Annotated in this window: 13 protein-coding genes and 5 tRNA genes; 6 read left to right on the forward strand and 12 right to left on the reverse strand. The window is 39.3% G+C overall.

Annotation, left to right across the window (positions count from 1 at the left end):
* Positions 1-127: 127 nt before the first annotated feature.
* The 10 genes from AC0VZ4_RS14290 to AC0VZ4_RS14335 form a co-directional block, all read right to left on the reverse strand.
* Positions 128-424 carry an HU family DNA-binding protein gene (locus tag AC0VZ4_RS14290; RefSeq protein WP_304646709.1) on the reverse strand — a complete coding sequence of 99 codons (297 nt, stop codon included), beginning with the start codon at positions 422-424 and terminating at the stop codon, positions 128-130.
* A 185-nt stretch (positions 425-609) separates the two neighbouring features.
* Positions 610-2,970, reverse strand: coding sequence for an endopeptidase La (gene lon / locus AC0VZ4_RS14295; protein WP_008134748.1), 2,361 nt, complete (start codon positions 2,968-2,970; stop codon positions 610-612).
* A 151-nt stretch (positions 2,971-3,121) separates the two neighbouring features.
* The gene (gene clpX / locus AC0VZ4_RS14300) at positions 3,122-4,405 is read right to left on the reverse strand and encodes an ATP-dependent protease ATP-binding subunit ClpX (protein WP_007376843.1); all 1,284 of its coding nucleotides are present in this window, start codon (positions 4,403-4,405) and stop codon (positions 3,122-3,124) included.
* 134 nt (positions 4,406-4,539) lie between these two features.
* On the reverse strand, positions 4,540-5,157 hold the full coding sequence (gene clpP, locus AC0VZ4_RS14305) for an ATP-dependent Clp endopeptidase proteolytic subunit ClpP (RefSeq protein ID WP_007376844.1): 618 nt from the start codon (positions 5,155-5,157) through the stop codon (positions 4,540-4,542).
* 165 nt (positions 5,158-5,322) lie between these two features.
* Positions 5,323-6,633 carry a trigger factor gene (tig, locus tag AC0VZ4_RS14310; protein ID WP_475439989.1) on the reverse strand — a complete coding sequence of 437 codons (1,311 nt, stop codon included), beginning with the start codon at positions 6,631-6,633 and terminating at the stop codon, positions 5,323-5,325.
* 377 nt (positions 6,634-7,010) lie between these two features.
* Positions 7,011-7,087: transfer RNA gene (locus AC0VZ4_RS14315), tRNA-Pro, on the reverse strand.
* Between the two features lie 68 nt (positions 7,088-7,155).
* Positions 7,156-7,232: transfer RNA gene (locus AC0VZ4_RS14320), tRNA-Pro, on the reverse strand.
* Between the two features lie 14 nt (positions 7,233-7,246).
* Positions 7,247-7,322: transfer RNA gene (locus AC0VZ4_RS14325), tRNA-His, on the reverse strand.
* A gap of 23 nt (positions 7,323-7,345) precedes the next feature.
* A tRNA-Arg gene (locus AC0VZ4_RS14330) sits at positions 7,346-7,422 on the reverse strand.
* 57 nt (positions 7,423-7,479) lie between these two features.
* Positions 7,480-7,556 (reverse strand) — tRNA-Pro (locus AC0VZ4_RS14335).
* 352 nt (positions 7,557-7,908) lie between these two features.
* Between AC0VZ4_RS14335 and folD the strand changes: the two genes are divergently transcribed.
* Positions 7,909-8,763 (forward strand): bifunctional methylenetetrahydrofolate dehydrogenase/methenyltetrahydrofolate cyclohydrolase FolD, encoded by an 855-nt coding sequence (gene folD / locus AC0VZ4_RS14340; RefSeq protein ID WP_002958348.1) that lies wholly within the window; start codon positions 7,909-7,911, stop codon positions 8,761-8,763.
* Between the two features lie 72 nt (positions 8,764-8,835).
* Here the strand turns inward: folD and cysS are convergent, their stop codons facing one another.
* Positions 8,836-10,215, reverse strand: a complete 1,380-nt coding sequence (gene cysS / locus AC0VZ4_RS14345; RefSeq protein ID WP_096792695.1) for a cysteine--tRNA ligase — start codon at positions 10,213-10,215, stop codon at positions 8,836-8,838.
* Positions 10,216-10,370: 155 nt separating this feature from the next.
* Between cysS and AC0VZ4_RS14350 the strand changes: the two genes are divergently transcribed.
* The 5 genes from AC0VZ4_RS14350 (at position 10,371) to AC0VZ4_RS14370 (ending at position 14,070) form a co-directional block, all read left to right on the forward strand.
* Positions 10,371-10,862: a peptidylprolyl isomerase gene (locus AC0VZ4_RS14350; protein ID WP_007376847.1), complete on the forward strand. Its 492-nt coding sequence runs from the start codon at positions 10,371-10,373 to the stop codon at positions 10,860-10,862.
* Positions 10,863-10,951: 89 nt separating this feature from the next.
* On the forward strand, positions 10,952-11,689 hold the full coding sequence (locus AC0VZ4_RS14355) for a UDP-2,3-diacylglucosamine diphosphatase (protein ID WP_475439990.1): 738 nt from the start codon (positions 10,952-10,954) through the stop codon (positions 11,687-11,689).
* Positions 11,690-11,743: 54 nt separating this feature from the next.
* On the forward strand, positions 11,744-12,337 hold the full coding sequence (locus AC0VZ4_RS14360; protein ID WP_475439991.1) for a type 2 periplasmic-binding domain-containing protein: 594 nt from the start codon (positions 11,744-11,746) through the stop codon (positions 12,335-12,337).
* Between the two features lie 241 nt (positions 12,338-12,578).
* Positions 12,579-13,847 carry an IS110 family RNA-guided transposase gene (locus tag AC0VZ4_RS14365; RefSeq protein WP_475439589.1) on the forward strand — a complete coding sequence of 423 codons (1,269 nt, stop codon included), beginning with the start codon at positions 12,579-12,581 and terminating at the stop codon, positions 13,845-13,847.
* Entirely contained in the window at positions 13,837-14,070 is a 234-nt protein-coding gene (locus AC0VZ4_RS14370) for a hypothetical protein (protein ID WP_475439992.1), read from the forward strand. Before AC0VZ4_RS14365 ends, AC0VZ4_RS14370 begins: the two co-directional genes overlap by 11 nt.
* On the opposite strand, the gene miaE is transcribed toward AC0VZ4_RS14370, so the two are convergent.
* Positions 14,071-14,838 (reverse strand): tRNA isopentenyl-2-thiomethyl-A-37 hydroxylase MiaE, encoded by a 768-nt coding sequence (gene miaE, locus AC0VZ4_RS14375; protein ID WP_475439993.1) that lies wholly within the window; start codon positions 14,836-14,838, stop codon positions 14,071-14,073.
* Between the last annotated feature and the right edge of the window lie 104 nt (positions 14,839-14,942).

Consider the following 14,942-nt stretch of genomic DNA (forward strand, 5'->3'; position numbering starts at 1 on the left):
AAAAAAGCGTATCTTACCAGATACGCTTTTTCACTTGAAGTAATTGGCGGTAAAGTTACTTAATTCATCATTTAGATTGATTAAGTAAATTTACATTCGCCATAACTAAACTGTATGAAAACAGTGATTAGTTTACTGCGTCTTTAAGCGCTTTACCGGCTTTAAAAGCAGGAATATTTGCAGCAGCAATTTGAATAGCTTCACCAGTTTGCGGATTACGACCTGCACGTGCAGCACGCTCACGTACTGAGAAAGTACCAAAGCCAACAAGTGCAACTGAGTCACCATCTTTTAGCGCACCAGATACAGATTCGATGAATGAATCTAGAGCACGACCTGCAGCCGCTTTAGAAATGTCAGCATCAGCTGCGATTTGATCGATCAATTGAGATTTATTCACAATATCATCCTCTTTCATTGTTATTATCAAGAGCGATGGTTTTTTAAACTAACATCACTTTTTTGAAAATTTTAGAGCAAACTAATTATGCTCACATGATTATATTTTTCTTAAGCCTAGGCCCCGTAAGGGCTAGGCTTGAAAACCAGTGCTTAACTTATCATATCGTTTAGATTTGAAAAGCCCTAAAAAGCACTTTTTTCGGTTTTTTACTGTTTTTTTGGTGTTTCGACTGAAAAACTCTCAACCGGATGCACTAAAGCCAGTTTTAAAACTTCGTCAATCCATGTAACTGGGTGAATATCTAAGCCCGCCAGCACATTGTCTGGGATCTCTTTTAAATCACGTTCATTAATTTTTGGAATGATGACTGTTTTAATTCCACCACGATGCGCCGCGAGTAATTTTTCTTTTAAACCACCAATTGGTAATACTTCACCACGTAGTGTAATTTCGCCGGTCATTGCAACATCCGCACGTACAGGGTTACCCGTTAAACTAGACACTAAACCAGTCACCATAGCAGCACCTGCGCTCGGACCATCTTTAGGTGTTGCACCTTCAGGCACATGCACGTGAATATCACGTTTTTCATAAAAGTCGCTATTAATACGAAATGTATCTGCACGATTACGCACGACCGTCATGGCCGCTTGAATCGACTCTTGCATTACATCGCCCAGTGAACCTGTATAAGTAAGCTTACCTTTACCTGGTACCGCTGCGCATTCAATAGTAAGTAAGTCACCGCCTACTTCAGTCCATGCAAGACCAGTTACTTGGCCAATACGGTCGCCATCTTCCGCTTTACCGTAATCGAAACGCTGTACACCTAAAAAGTCTTCTAGGTTATCTTGATTGATAGTCACGGTTTTAGTGTCTTTTTCAATTAAGATATTTTTAACCGCTTTACGACATAGTTTTGAAATTTCACGCTCAAGATTACGTACACCCGCTTCACGTGTGTAGTAGCGAATAATGCCAATAATTGCACTATCAGCAATCTCAATCTCATGCTCTTTCAGGCCATTACGTTTCACTTGTTTAGTAATTAAGTGCTCTTTTGCGATGTTTAGTTTTTCATCTTCGGTGTAACCCGATAAACGAATAACTTCCATACGATCCAGTAATGGACCAGGAATGTTAAAGCTGTTTGATGTCGCTACAAACATAACGTCAGATAAATCGTAATCTACTTCAAGGTAATGATCGGCAAAATGGCTGTTTTGTTCAGGATCAAGCACTTCTAATAGCGCTGATGCTGGGTCGCCACGCATGTCTGATGACATTTTATCGATTTCATCTAGCAAGAATAATGGATTTTTAACACCCACTTTAGTCATGTTTTGAATTAACTTACCTGGCATTGAACCAATATAAGTACGGCGATGGCCACGAATTTCAGCTTCATCACGCACACCGCCTAGCGCCATACGGATATATTTACGACCTGTAGAGCGTGCGATAGATTGCCCAAGTGATGTTTTACCCACACCCGGAGGGCCAACTAAACATAAGATTGGACCTTTTAGTTTATTAGTACGCTGTTGCACCGCAAGGTACTCCAGAATACGTTCTTTAACTTTATCAAGGCCATGGTGATCACTATCAAGAATTTTTTGCGCGCCTGCTAAATCTTTTTTAACTTTAGATCGCTTTTTCCACGGCACATTAATTAATGTATCTATGTATGAACGCACTACGGTCGCTTCTGCTGACATTGGCGACATCATTTTAAGTTTATTAAGCTCTGTGGTCGCTTTATCTTGTGCTTCTGTTGGCATACCAGACTCTTCAATGCGCTTTTTAAGTGCTTCAAATTCATCAGGTACATCATCAAGTTCACCCAGCTCTTTTTGGATGGCTTTCATTTGCTCATTTAGATAATACTCACGCTGAGATTTTTCCATCTGCTTTTTAACGCGAGTACGAATCTTTTTCTCAACTTGCAGTAAGTCTATCTCGCCTTCCATAAGCGCCATTAAATATTCAAGACGCTCTGTAACGCTTGAAATTTCTAGCACTTTTTGCTTTTCAGGTACCTTTAATGGCATATGAGCAGCCATTGTATCGGCTAGCCGCGCAGGATCATCAATACCTGAAACTGACGTTAGTACTTCTGGTGGGATTTTTTTATTTAGCTTTACATAGCCTTCAAATTGGCTAATTGCGCTGCGAATAAATACATCTTGCTCTTGCTCATCAATTAAGTCAGATTCAATAAATTGAGCATTAGCAACAAAAAAGTCTTCGCTATCAACGAAGTCTTCAATTTGTGCACGTTGCGTCCCTTCTACTAAAACTTTAACGGTGCCGTCTGGTAACTTTAATAACTGAAGTACAGTAGCAATAGTACCAATACGATAAATATCATCTTGTTCTGGCTCATCTACAGTTGCATCTTTTTGTGCAACTAAGAAAATTTGTTTATCTTTGTCCATTGCCGCTTCAAGGCATTTTATTGATTTTTCACGGCCTACAAAAAGCGGGATCACCATGTGTGGATACACCACAACATCGCGCAGTGCTAGCACTGGGATTTCGACTCGGTCGGTTCTCTCAAGCGTCATTATAATTTCTCTTCGCACTTCATTTATTTTAAAGATTACTCAAGTATATGGGGATAACCTAATTAAAGTTCAACAATTTTCCCATACTCGATTAAATTAATTATAAAAAAAGGAGCCTAAGGCTCCTTTTTTCATTCAAATAGCTTAAAAACTATTCTGATGCAGCTTTATCTTGTTTATTATTTTCATAAATCAAGATTGGGTCAGATTCACCTTTAATAACGGTTTCATCAATAACCACTTTACTTACATCATCCATTGAAGGAAGCTCGTACATTGTATCAAGCAATACACCTTCAACGATTGAACGAAGACCACGCGCACCTGTTTTACGCTCCATTGCTTTGTGGGCAATTGCAGCTAAGGCATCATCGCGGAACTCAAGTTCAACGTCTTCCATGCCAAACAACACTGAAAACTGTTTAGTAATCGCGTTTTTAGGCTCACTCAAGATTTGTACAAGTGCTGCTTCATCAAGCTCAGTTAACGTTGCAACTACTGGCAAACGGCCTATAAATTCAGGGATTAAGCCGTATTTAACTAAATCTTCTGGTTCTACGTCTTTAAATGTTTCACTTAAAGAACGACTCGCCGCAGACTCTTTTACGCTAACGCCAAAACCGATACCGGTATTTTTATGACTACGTTGTTCAATTACTTTATCTAAGCCTGAAAACGCACCACCACAAATAAATAAGATTTTAGATGTATCTACTTGTAAAAACTCTTGCTGTGGATGTTTACGACCACCTTGCGGTGGAACTGAGGCAATTGTACCTTCGATCAGTTTAAGTAGCGCCTGTTGAACGCCCTCACCCGATACGTCACGCGTAATTGATGGGTTATCTGATTTACGAGAAATCTTGTCAATTTCATCGATGTATACAATACCACGTTGTGCTTTTTCAACATCGTAATCGCACTTTTGTAAAAGCTTTTGAATGATGTTTTCAACATCTTCACCTACATAACCCGCTTCGGTTAATGTAGTGGCATCGGCCATAGTAAACGGCACATCAAGTAGACGCGCTAACGTTTCTGCAAGTAATGTTTTACCACTACCAGTTGGGCCGATAAGCAAAATATTACTTTTACTTAATTCAATATCTTGCTTAGTCGATTGATTGCGCAGTCGTTTATAGTGGTTATAAACTGCAACAGACAATACTTTTTTAGCATGATCTTGACCAATAACATAATCGTCTAAGTGTTTACGAATTTCTTTTGGTACAGGTAGTTTATCAGACGTGTCATGCTTAGGAGCAATGTCTTTAATTTCTTCCCTGATAATATCGTTACACAACTCTACACATTCATCACAAACGTATACTGATGGGCCTGCAATTAATTTACGTACTTCATGCTGGCTTTTGCCGCAAAAAGAGCAGTATAACAATTTATTACTTTTGTCGCCGTCTGTAGGAGTGTCAGACATTCAGCTACCTCATTTTATTACGTTGGCCACCAAAACTGTTGGTGGCTATTTCAATACGCTTTAACTATACCAAAATTTATTGGTTTTCGCATAGTAACTCTAAGTGGCAAGCAGATAACCTGCTCACCAAGCGCTTACTTTTTATCGCGATTTGTAAACACTGAATCAACCAAGCCGTAATCTACAGCCTGCGAAGCACTCATAAAGTTATCACGATCAGTATCTTTGGAAATCACATCTAACGGTTGGCCTGTATGCTCAGCCATTAAGCGATTTAGTTTGTCTTTAATAGACAGAATTTCTTTCGCATGAATTTCAAAGTCAGATGCTTGACCTTGGAAACCACCTAATGGTTGGTGAATCATCACGCGTGAGTTAGGTAGGCAAAAACGCTTACCTTTAGCACCAGCAGTAAGTAAAAAAGCACCCATGCTTGCAGCCTGACCTACACATATTGTACTTACATCAGGTTTGATGAAGTTCATAGTGTCATATATAGCCATACCTGCAGTTACTGAGCCACCTGGTGAGTTAATGTATAAAAAGATATCTTTATCAGGGTTTTCTGACTCTAAAAATAGCATTTGCGCTAAAATCAGATTTGCCATGTTGTCTTCAACTTGACCTGTTAAAAAGATAATACGCTCTTTTAATAATCTCGAATAAATATCATACGAGCGCTCGCCTTTAGGTGTTTGTTCAACAACCATAGGGACCAATGCATTTAGGGGATCTGTAATACCAGTATTCATACTTATTTAATTCCTTATGCGCTTATACTTATCCTTACTATAAGAAAAGCATAATTATCGTTTTTCGCAAATTAAAGGCCAAAAACTAAAATGGCCCGGGCACGCTGTATAAACAGAGTAGCACGAGCCATTTAATCGTTAGCGAGAGCTTAAGTCAATGACTTATTAAGCACCTTGCTGTGGATTCATGATGTCATCAAATGCTTTTTCAACGTCAGTTACAACTGCTTTAGCTAAAATAGCTTCAACAGCTTGCTCTTCCATTGCTACATTACGCATTTGCTGCATAAGTTGATCATTTGCTTTGTAGTATTCTACTACTTCAGTTGGATCTTCGTATGCAGAAGCAACTGTTGCGATTAATGCTTCAACTTTAGCATCATCAACTTTAATCTCGTTAGCTTTGATCACTTCACCTAATAAAAGGCCAGTTTTAACACGTGTTACAGCTTGCTCATGGAACAATTCAGCTGGAAGCTCAGGCATATTTTTAGCATCACCACCAAAACGTTGAGCCGCTTGCTGACGTAGTGCATCAACTTCTTGATCAACAAGCGCTTTAGGCACTTCAATTTCGTTGTTAGCTAAAAGACCTTTGATTGCTTGGTCTTTAACACTTGCTTTAACCGCTTGGTCTAGCTCACGTGTCATGTTCTTTTTAACTTCTTCTTTAAGCGCGTCTACGCCGCCTTCGGTAACACCGAATTTAGTTGCAAACTCTTCGCTTAATTCTGGTAATTCTTGCGCTTCAACTTTTTTCACTGTGATAGTGAATTGAGCCGCTTTACCTTTTAAGTTTTCAGCGTGGTAATCATCAGGGAACGTTACATCAGCAACTACTTCTTCGCCTGCTTTTTTACCTACGATGTTATCTTCAAAACCTGGGATCATACGACCTTGACCAAGTTCTAATGGGAAGTCTTCAGCTTTGCCGCCTTCAAATACTTCACCGTCGATAGTACCTACGAAATCAACTGTTACACGGTCGTTTTCGCCAGCAGCTGCATCAACATCAACATCAGCCCACGCTGCATGTTGCTTACGAAGTGTTTCTAGCATGTTAGCTAAATCTTCGTCAGTTACTGTTACCGCTGGTTTCTCAACAGTAATCTTATCTAAACCTTGAACTTCAACTTCAGGGTAAACTTCAAACGTTGCTGAAAACTCTAAATCTTTACCTGCTTCAAGTGATTTAGGAGCGAATGTAGGCGCGCCAGCTGGATTGATTTTTTCAGAAACGATTGCTTCGTAAAAATTACGTTGCATTACTTCGCCAGCAACTTCTTGACGAACTGCAGGGCCAAAACGCTTGTTAATTACAGATACTGGAACTTTACCAGCACGGAAACCATCTATACGCTGTGTTTTTGACAGTTGTTGTAGGCGTTTTTTTACTTCGCTCTCAACGTTCTCTGAAGGAACGGTGATAGTTATACGGCGCTCAAGGCCTTGGGTCGTCTCAACAGAAACTTGCATGATTTACCTCAATATTCAATTTTGGCGATTGTTCGCCTTCCTTACAAACAAAGTGATCTGCATGAGTCTTGATAAAGTTTAAGCGGTTTTTCACACTTAAAAGCATCCGTCGCTACCATGAGATACCATTGCTGCTTTGCCCTTCGGGCACTATGTTAAACAATAGACGCGGCATTATAACCTAATATTTATGATAGTCGAGTATAGGGCGCAATTATTTGGACTAGATATGGGACTATAGAAGCTAACTGAATAAAAAACAGACTAACTAAGCGTTAGATGAAATGAAATACAAATTATTTAATATAATTATAGGTTAACGTGTATTGATTTATAATATTAGAGGATTTTATTTACTAATCTTACTAGATAAGAAATGGTCGGCGATGCAGGATTTGAACCTGCGACCCCTTGGACCCAAACCAAGTGCGCTACCAAACTGCGCTAATCGCCGATATTGAAGAATTAACTTCTTTTTCATACTGAACACTTAAACTGAGAGCTTAAGACCATTTTAAGAAATGGTCGGCGATGCAGGATTTGAACCTGCGACCCCTTGGACCCAAACCAAGTGCGCTACCAAACTGCGCTAATCGCCGATATTCTTTGTAAATGGGGTGACTGATGGGGCTCGAACCCACGACAACCGGAATCACAATCCGGGGCTCTACCAACTGAGCTACAATCACCGCTATATTTACATGTTTTCAAATGGTGCACCCAGAAGGATTCGAACCTTCGACCCACGCCTTAGAAGGGCGTTGCTCTATCCAGCTGAGCTATGGGCGCATCGAAAACTTCGTAGTTTACCAATAAGCTATTCGATTATAATAAATTATAAAAAAATGGTCGGCGATGCAGGATTTGAACCTGCGACCCCTTGGACCCAAACCAAGTGCGCTACCAAACTGCGCTAATCGCCGATACTTACTATTGTTTGCGAGTGACCTCGTTGACAACGGGGTGCATAATAGTGATTTGACGAGGTTAGGTCAAACGTTTTTTTTATTAAATCAATCAAGTGTTCATTTTTAGTGCACAATGGTTAAATATTATAATAGAAGGCTGAATTTTAAACTATTTAACCACTCAAGTACTATATAACTTAAAAGCAACTTGGCGCTGCAATGCTTTTCTGCGAAAATAGTAGGCACATTATAAAACGAGTTAAATAAAGACTGTATTTTCTTTATTAGCATTTTTACCCCTATTTTATTATGCATTCGTTTTTAGAGTATCGGTATCTAGTTAATTAACCCCAATTAAAGGTCACCCATGACGGCAAACATCATTGATGGTAAGGCAATCGCAAAACAAGTACGTAGCGCTGTAGCAGAACGCGTAAGTGAGCGTGTAGCAAATGGTTTACGTGCACCAGGACTTGCAGTAGTACTTGTAGGACTTGATCCAGCAAGCCAAGTTTACGTTGGTTCAAAACGTAAAGCCTGTGAAGAAGTAGGTTTTATTTCTAAATCATTTGATTTACCTGCGGACACACAAGAGCAAACTCTTTTAGATTTAATTGACGAGCTAAATAATGATGCCGAAGTTGATGGAATTTTAGTGCAGTTACCACTGCCCAAAGGTCTTGATGCTGAAAAGATTTTAGAACGTATTACCCCACATAAAGATGTTGATGGATTTCATCCATATAACATTGGCCGATTAGCACAACGTATGCCTGCTCTTCGCCCATGTACGCCAAAAGGTATTATTACATTACTTGATTCTACGGGCGTACGTTATAAAGGTATGCATGCAGTTGTCGTTGGCGCATCAAATATTGTGGGTCGTCCAATGTCGTTAGAGCTTTTATTGGCCGGTTGTACAACCACAGTATGCCATAAGTTTACTCAAGACTTAGAAACGCATGTTCGCCGCGCTGACTTATTAGTTGTGGCTGTCGGTAAACCTGAATTTATACCTGGAGATTGGATAAAAGAAGGCGCTATAGTCATCGATGTAGGCATTAACCGTTTAGATACGGGTAAATTAGTCGGTGATGTTCAATACAGTGTGGCTGAACAAAAAGCGCATTTTATTACACCTGTACCAGGTGGCGTTGGCCCGATGACGGTCGCAAGCTTAATTGAAAACACACTTGAAGCGTGTGAGAAATATCACAGCTAAGCTGTTAAAAAATCAAAAAAGGGTTGCCATTTGGCAACCCTTTTTTAGTTGAACGTGAATTACTTTAAACGCTTACGCTTTACGCCACGTTGTTTTACCGGCTGAATCTTCAAGTATTACACCTAACGCATTAAGTGCATCACGAGCTTCATCAGCAGCAGCCCAATCTTTACTAGTACGCGCTTCATTACGTTTTACAATTAATGCTTCAATTGTCGCCACTTCGTCATCATCTTGCCCGCCTTGTAAAAAGGCTTCCGGTGCTTGTTGAGCAACACCCAAAACGTTACCAATACTGCGTAATATAAACGCAAGTTGCCCAGCTTGAACTACGTCACTTTCTTTTACGCGGTTTAACTCTTTAGCAAGTTCGAACAACACAGGTAGTGCTTCTGGTGTATTAAAGTCGTCATCCATCGCTTTTCTAAATTTAGCAACAAACTCATTGCCTTCTAAATCGCATTCTACTGGCTCAACATCACGAAGCGCTGTATAAATACGTTCAAGTGATGAACGCGCTTGGTCTAAATTTTCTTGCGAATAATTTAATTGGCTACGGTAATGACCTGAAATTAAAAAGTAACGAACAGATTCAGCATCGTATGCTTTTAAAACTTCACGCACTGTAAAGAAATTATCTAACGACTTAGACATTTTTTCTTTATTTACTTGTACCATGCCAGTATGTATCCATGTATTTACATACTTGCCGTTGTTTGCACAGCACGACTGGGCAATTTCGTTTTCATGATGTGGAAACTGTAAATCAGACCCCCCACCGTGAATATCAAAATGCTCACCTAAATGCTTTGAGCTCATTGCCGAACATTCAATATGCCAACCAGGACGCCCTTCTCCCCACGGTGATGACCATGATGGTTCACCTGCTTTTGCTTTTTTCCATAACACAAAATCAAGTGGATCGTCTTTATCTTGCGCCACTTCAACGCGAGAACCTGATTGCAACATTGTTAAATCTTGCTGAGAAAGCGCGCCATATTGCTCAAACGTTGATACATCAAACAATACATCGCCATCAGCTGCGACATAGGCATGGCCTTTTTCAATCAAGCGCTTAACCATAACGATAATTTCATCCATATGGCTTGTAACTGTTGGTTCAATATCTGGGCGTAGCATATTTAGGCTATCAAAATCTTCATGCATCGCTTTAGTCATGCGAACAGTTAAGTCGTTTATTGACTCACCATTTTCGTTCGCACGTTTAATTATTTTATCGTCGATATCTGTAATGTTACGAACATATTTTAAATCGTAACCAATATGACGTAAGTAGCGCACAATAACGTCAAAACCAACAAAAGTACGCGCGTGTCCAATATGGCAGTAATCATAAATGGTGATACCACACACATACATGTCGATTTTTCCTTCGACCATCGGTTTAAATTGCTCTTTTTGTCGCGTGAGTGTGTTGTATATATTTACCATTTACTTTGAGTCCTTGACTATTTACTTGAACAGTTATGTTACCACTTGAAAAGCCCCTGCTCTAGCGCTTTATAACAAACCAAACATCTACTTTGTTAATCTTAGCCAACTACGATAAAATAGCGCCAATATTTAAACCGGATATAGGAAAACACATGGTTGTTCTACACACTAATTTTGGTGACATCACCATTAAAATGTTTGAGCAAGAAGCTCCAAACACAGTTAAAAACTTTTTAGAGTATGCAAATGCTGATTTTTTCAACGGCACTATCTTTCATCGCGTAATCGATGGTTTTATGGTTCAAGGCGGTGGTTTTGTTCCAGGTATGGAACAAAAAGAAGTAAACGATCCAATTCAGAATGAAGCTAATAACGGCCTGTCTAATAAAATAGGCACTTTAGCTATGGCACGTACACCTGATCCTCATTCAGCTACAGCACAGTTTTTCATTAACGTGAACAACAACGACTTTTTAAACCACAGCAGCGAAACATCGCAAGGTTGGGGTTATTGTGTTTTTGCTGAAGTTGTAGAGGGCATGGACGTAGTCAATAAGATTAAAGCAGTTGCAACAGGTAGTACTGGTTTTCACCAAGACGTACCTCTTGAAGATGTGATCATCGAAAGCGTTACTGTTAGCTAATAGTACGTTTACCCACGTAATGTGGAGTACCAGCGGGCATTTACGCAATGTGTATACGCCCGCTTTATTTATATCGAAAAGATTGATCTATGACTCACCAAACTTACTTTATTGCAGATTTACATCTAAGCGAAAACCGCCCCGACATTAGCGCTGCATTTTTTGACTTTTTAAATACACATATACTAAATAAAAATGTAGATGCACTTTATATTTTAGGTGATTTTTTTGAAGTTTGGGTCGGGGATGACTACATTACTGCACTGAGTGCCGATGTAGCAAAGCACCTTAAAGCAGTCAGTGATAGTGGCACTGCGGTGTATTTCATTCATGGCAATCGTGACTTCATTATGCGCAAGCAATATGCAGACATGGCCGGTATGACATTACTTGCTGAACAAACGGTCATTGATTTATATGGTACGCCAACAGTCATTTTACATGGCGACGAAATGTGCACTCAAGATACTGAGTATCAAAACTTTAGAAAAAAGAGCCGTGGTTGGTGGTGGCCAAAACTAATGCTTGCAATGCCGCTTTGGTATCGTAAAAAAATAGCGCGCAACGCCCGCGAAAAAAGTAAGTTAAGTCAAGCTGATAAACCTATCGAAATTTTAGACGTTGTCGATGACGCTGTACTTGCAACCTTTGCCAAACATAACGTTACTAATATGATTCATGGTCATACTCACCGCCCTAATGTTCATACATATAAAATTAATGAACAAACACTTACTCGCACAGTGCTAGGTGACTGGTATACCCAAGGTTCTTATTTAGTGGTCACCCCTAAATCACAAGAGTTAATCAACACGCCTTTCGCATAATTTCGAATTCTGACTACTCTTGTTCAGTAAAGTTTAATAAAAGTGAGGGGCTAAATGATAAAGCTGATAATTTTCATCCTAGTGACTGTTATTCCAACAAAGGCATTATGCGAGCAAACATGGCAAATTGTTACTGAGAACTTTCCCCCATACTTTAGTAATGACTTGCCTAAAAACGGCTGGCTCTATGAGATAACCCGCGCGGCCCTTATAACACAAGGTATTAATAGTGAAATAGAATTTACCACATGGGATCGCGCTTTAAAATTATTAGAAAAAAAGAGAAAAACAGCTATTTTAGGCGCTTTTTATTCTGCAAAGCGGAATGAGGTTTTTTATTATTCTCGTCCACTTGCACGTGCCCACACTGGAATTTTTAAACGAAAAGAAAGTACAATTAATTTTGATGGCACCACTCAATCATTAGTACCTTATAGTATTGGTAAAGAAGATAGCGCTTTTATAAGCCAAAAATTCACTAGAAACACCGAATTGGCAATCACGTCCACTAAAAGCCTCCCTACTAGCTTATACTTACTGCAACAAGGGCGTATTGATCTGGTCGCAGGCACTAAAGAGGTTGGCAAGTATTGGCTTGAGTACAGTACAGAAGTTAATTTAGATAAGAATAAAATTGAGTACTTATAGTTACTCCGTTCCATTAATTAATGTATTTACCTATCTCATTAATACATGGAATATGCTTCTGTTGATCACGAATATTTGAGCGGAAACAATCAATGTTTGTAACAAGACTTTCGGATCAACAGAAGTTATTTGTTTCAATACGCATACTCAGGGATTGTCGTAATGCCGACTATCTATAAGACCTGCGAGAAACACTATTAGCCTCTATCTATTCTTTCACTTTACCTCTAGGAGGCCCAAAATGGAAGCCTTTAACGTCTCAGATTTTGCTGCCCTTATCGGGATCGATTGGGCCGACCGTAAACACGATATTTGTGAAATAAATCGCGACACAAATACACAACATTTAAGTGTGATTTCCTCTGAGCCTAAGTCAATTAATGCATGGGCGCTTGGGTTAAAACAACGCTACAACGGCAGATCTGTTGCTGTCGCGTGTGAGCTAAAAAAAGGCCCACTTATATATGCACTCAGTAAATTTAAGCACATTGTATTATTTGTGATTAACCCATCAAGTGTTGCTAAATACCGTGCTGCATTTACGCACAGCGGGGCGAAAGATGATCCTACTGATGCAATTATTCAAGTTGAAATCTTACAACTTCATATGGATAAATTAACGGTTATTAGGCCGGATTCAGAGGACGTTAGGTGTCTTGCGCAGCTTGTCGAATACAGACGTAAACTAGTACAAGATCGTGTTAATTTAACCAATAAAATAGCCACAACGCTAAAAAATTATTATCCCCACGTGATTGATTGGTTTAAAGAAAAAGACACTCAAATATTCTGTGACTTCTTACTGCGCTGGCCCTCTCTTGCTCACGCTAAAAAAGCGAGGAAACAAACACTACTCGACTTCTTTAATCAACATAATTCCCGCTACCCACTCGTTAATGAAAAGCGGATAAAAGAAATAAAAGATGCTGAAATTCTCACCGAAGATATGGCGGTGATCACGCCAAACTTATTACTTATTGAATGCCTCGTTCCGCAACTTAAACAGCTAATGTTGGCAATAACACGATTTGATGACGAAATTAAAACACTTTATAAGCAACATACAGATCGCGCTATTTTTGATAGTTTACCTGGGGCGGGGCCACAATTAGCACCTCGATTATTAGCCGCTATGGGGTCAAATCGTGACCGCTATAAGTGCGCCGCTGACATACAAAAATACGCAGGCATTGCTCCAGTAACCGAACGCAGTGGCAAAAAGGAATGGATACACTGGCGATACTCATGCACTAAATTTTTAAGGCAAACATTTGTGGAATGGGCTGGATTATCTGTGCGTTATTCATTTTGGGCTAAAGCCTATTATCGGCAGCAAGAAGCCAAAGGAAAACCTCATAATACCATCATCAGATCATTGGCATTTAAGTGGATACGAATCCTATTTAGGTGCTGGAAAACACATACGCCCTACGATGAATCAACTTACTTAACCGCATTGAAAAGTAAGGGATCACCGCTGTTAAAATTTGCGGTGGAAAGTGAGCTTTAGCGCTTGCTGTCCACCTCAGGGCGTGTTGTTACCCGATCTTGCTACTCACAAGTTATATTTAGTTGTTTCTCAATCAAACTATAGAGCTAAAGAATATTTACAAAAGTTTAATAGGGGGATTGATGCAATAGTAGAAAACGGAAGTATTGCTGATATTATGAAAAAACATAATTTCAGCAATGAAAAAATTACTGAATACATTAATTTTTTAAAAGAAAATTAACTAGTTTGACACTGTAGGTACGCCACTATGAAACTTAAAGTCAGTGTCAGTTGTAGAAATTAGTTCTTTTTCTTTTTCACCAAAAAAGTTCACGCGTTCGGTAATATCAAAATCAGCTATTTCTTGCGCTAAAGTTAAATAATCTTGGTAATGACGCGCTTCTGAGCGTAATAACGAAATATAAAAATCACCTAAACGTTTATCAACATGTGGCGCAAGCTTTGCAAAACGCTCACACGAACGTGCCTCAATATAAGCGCCTACTATTAGCTTATCGACTAATGCATCAGGCTCGAATGTTTTAACATGACAAAGCATACCTTTTGCATAACGACACGGTGTAATGCTTTGATACTCTACACCGTACTCGTCCATAATTTCGAGCACTTGATAAAAGTGATGCAGCTCTTCTTTTATTAATAAAACCATTTTATCGATTAGGCCTTGCCCGTATTGTGAGCTAGATTTAGGTATTATTGATTTAGTGAGTTTATTTTTAGCCGCCAGATCGCGCCAGTTACCTTCACGCTTATAAATAAGTGCTTCAAATGGCTTTAGCCATTCAAGTAAGGCATCACTTCCCTCTTTATCAACAGCATATTTACGTATTAAAAACATCGCACTTTGAGCCGCTTTTAATTCACAAATTAAGTGATCTATTAAAATGACTGATAGGTTTTCTTTTTTAATTGCTTGCTCCACCCATTGCTCTGGGGTGGTACACAATAAAAAGTTATTAATCGGCTCTAAAAGTTGGCTGTGTGGCACGTTGACTGCTCATTACTAAATAAATTTGATAGACCATTATTTTAACACGAAATTTTGCTTGGGATAAATCAAAGCCCTAACTTGCGTAAAAGAGTTAATAGCGA

The sequence above is a fragment of the Pseudoalteromonas sp. QJM3NY_22 genome, from assembly GCF_056173065.1.

What these genes read in the sequence shown, in the direction of transcription:
- clpP (WP_007376844.1), bottom strand. Translation starts at nt 5,157, where the DNA reads ATGAATACTGGTATTACAGATCCCCTAAATGCATTGGTCCCTATGGTT.
- lon (WP_008134748.1), bottom strand. Translation starts at nt 2,970, where the DNA reads ATGACGCTTGAGAGAACCGACCGAGTCGAAATCCCAGTGCTAGCACTG.
- AC0VZ4_RS14360 (WP_475439991.1), top strand. Translation starts at nt 11,744, where the DNA reads ATGATAAAGCTGATAATTTTCATCCTAGTGACTGTTATTCCAACAAAG.
- AC0VZ4_RS14355 (WP_475439990.1), top strand. Translation starts at nt 10,952, where the DNA reads ATGACTCACCAAACTTACTTTATTGCAGATTTACATCTAAGCGAAAAC.
- AC0VZ4_RS14365 (WP_475439589.1), top strand. Translation starts at nt 12,579, where the DNA reads ATGGAAGCCTTTAACGTCTCAGATTTTGCTGCCCTTATCGGGATCGAT.
- tig (WP_475439989.1), bottom strand. Translation starts at nt 6,633, where the DNA reads ATGCAAGTTTCTGTTGAGACGACCCAAGGCCTTGAGCGCCGTATAACT.
- AC0VZ4_RS14350 (WP_007376847.1), top strand. Translation starts at nt 10,371, where the DNA reads ATGGTTGTTCTACACACTAATTTTGGTGACATCACCATTAAAATGTTT.
- folD (WP_002958348.1), top strand. Translation starts at nt 7,909, where the DNA reads ATGACGGCAAACATCATTGATGGTAAGGCAATCGCAAAACAAGTACGT.
- clpX (WP_007376843.1), bottom strand. Translation starts at nt 4,405, where the DNA reads ATGTCTGACACTCCTACAGACGGCGACAAAAGTAATAAATTGTTATAC.
- cysS (WP_096792695.1), bottom strand. Translation starts at nt 10,215, where the DNA reads ATGGTAAATATATACAACACACTCACGCGACAAAAAGAGCAATTTAAA.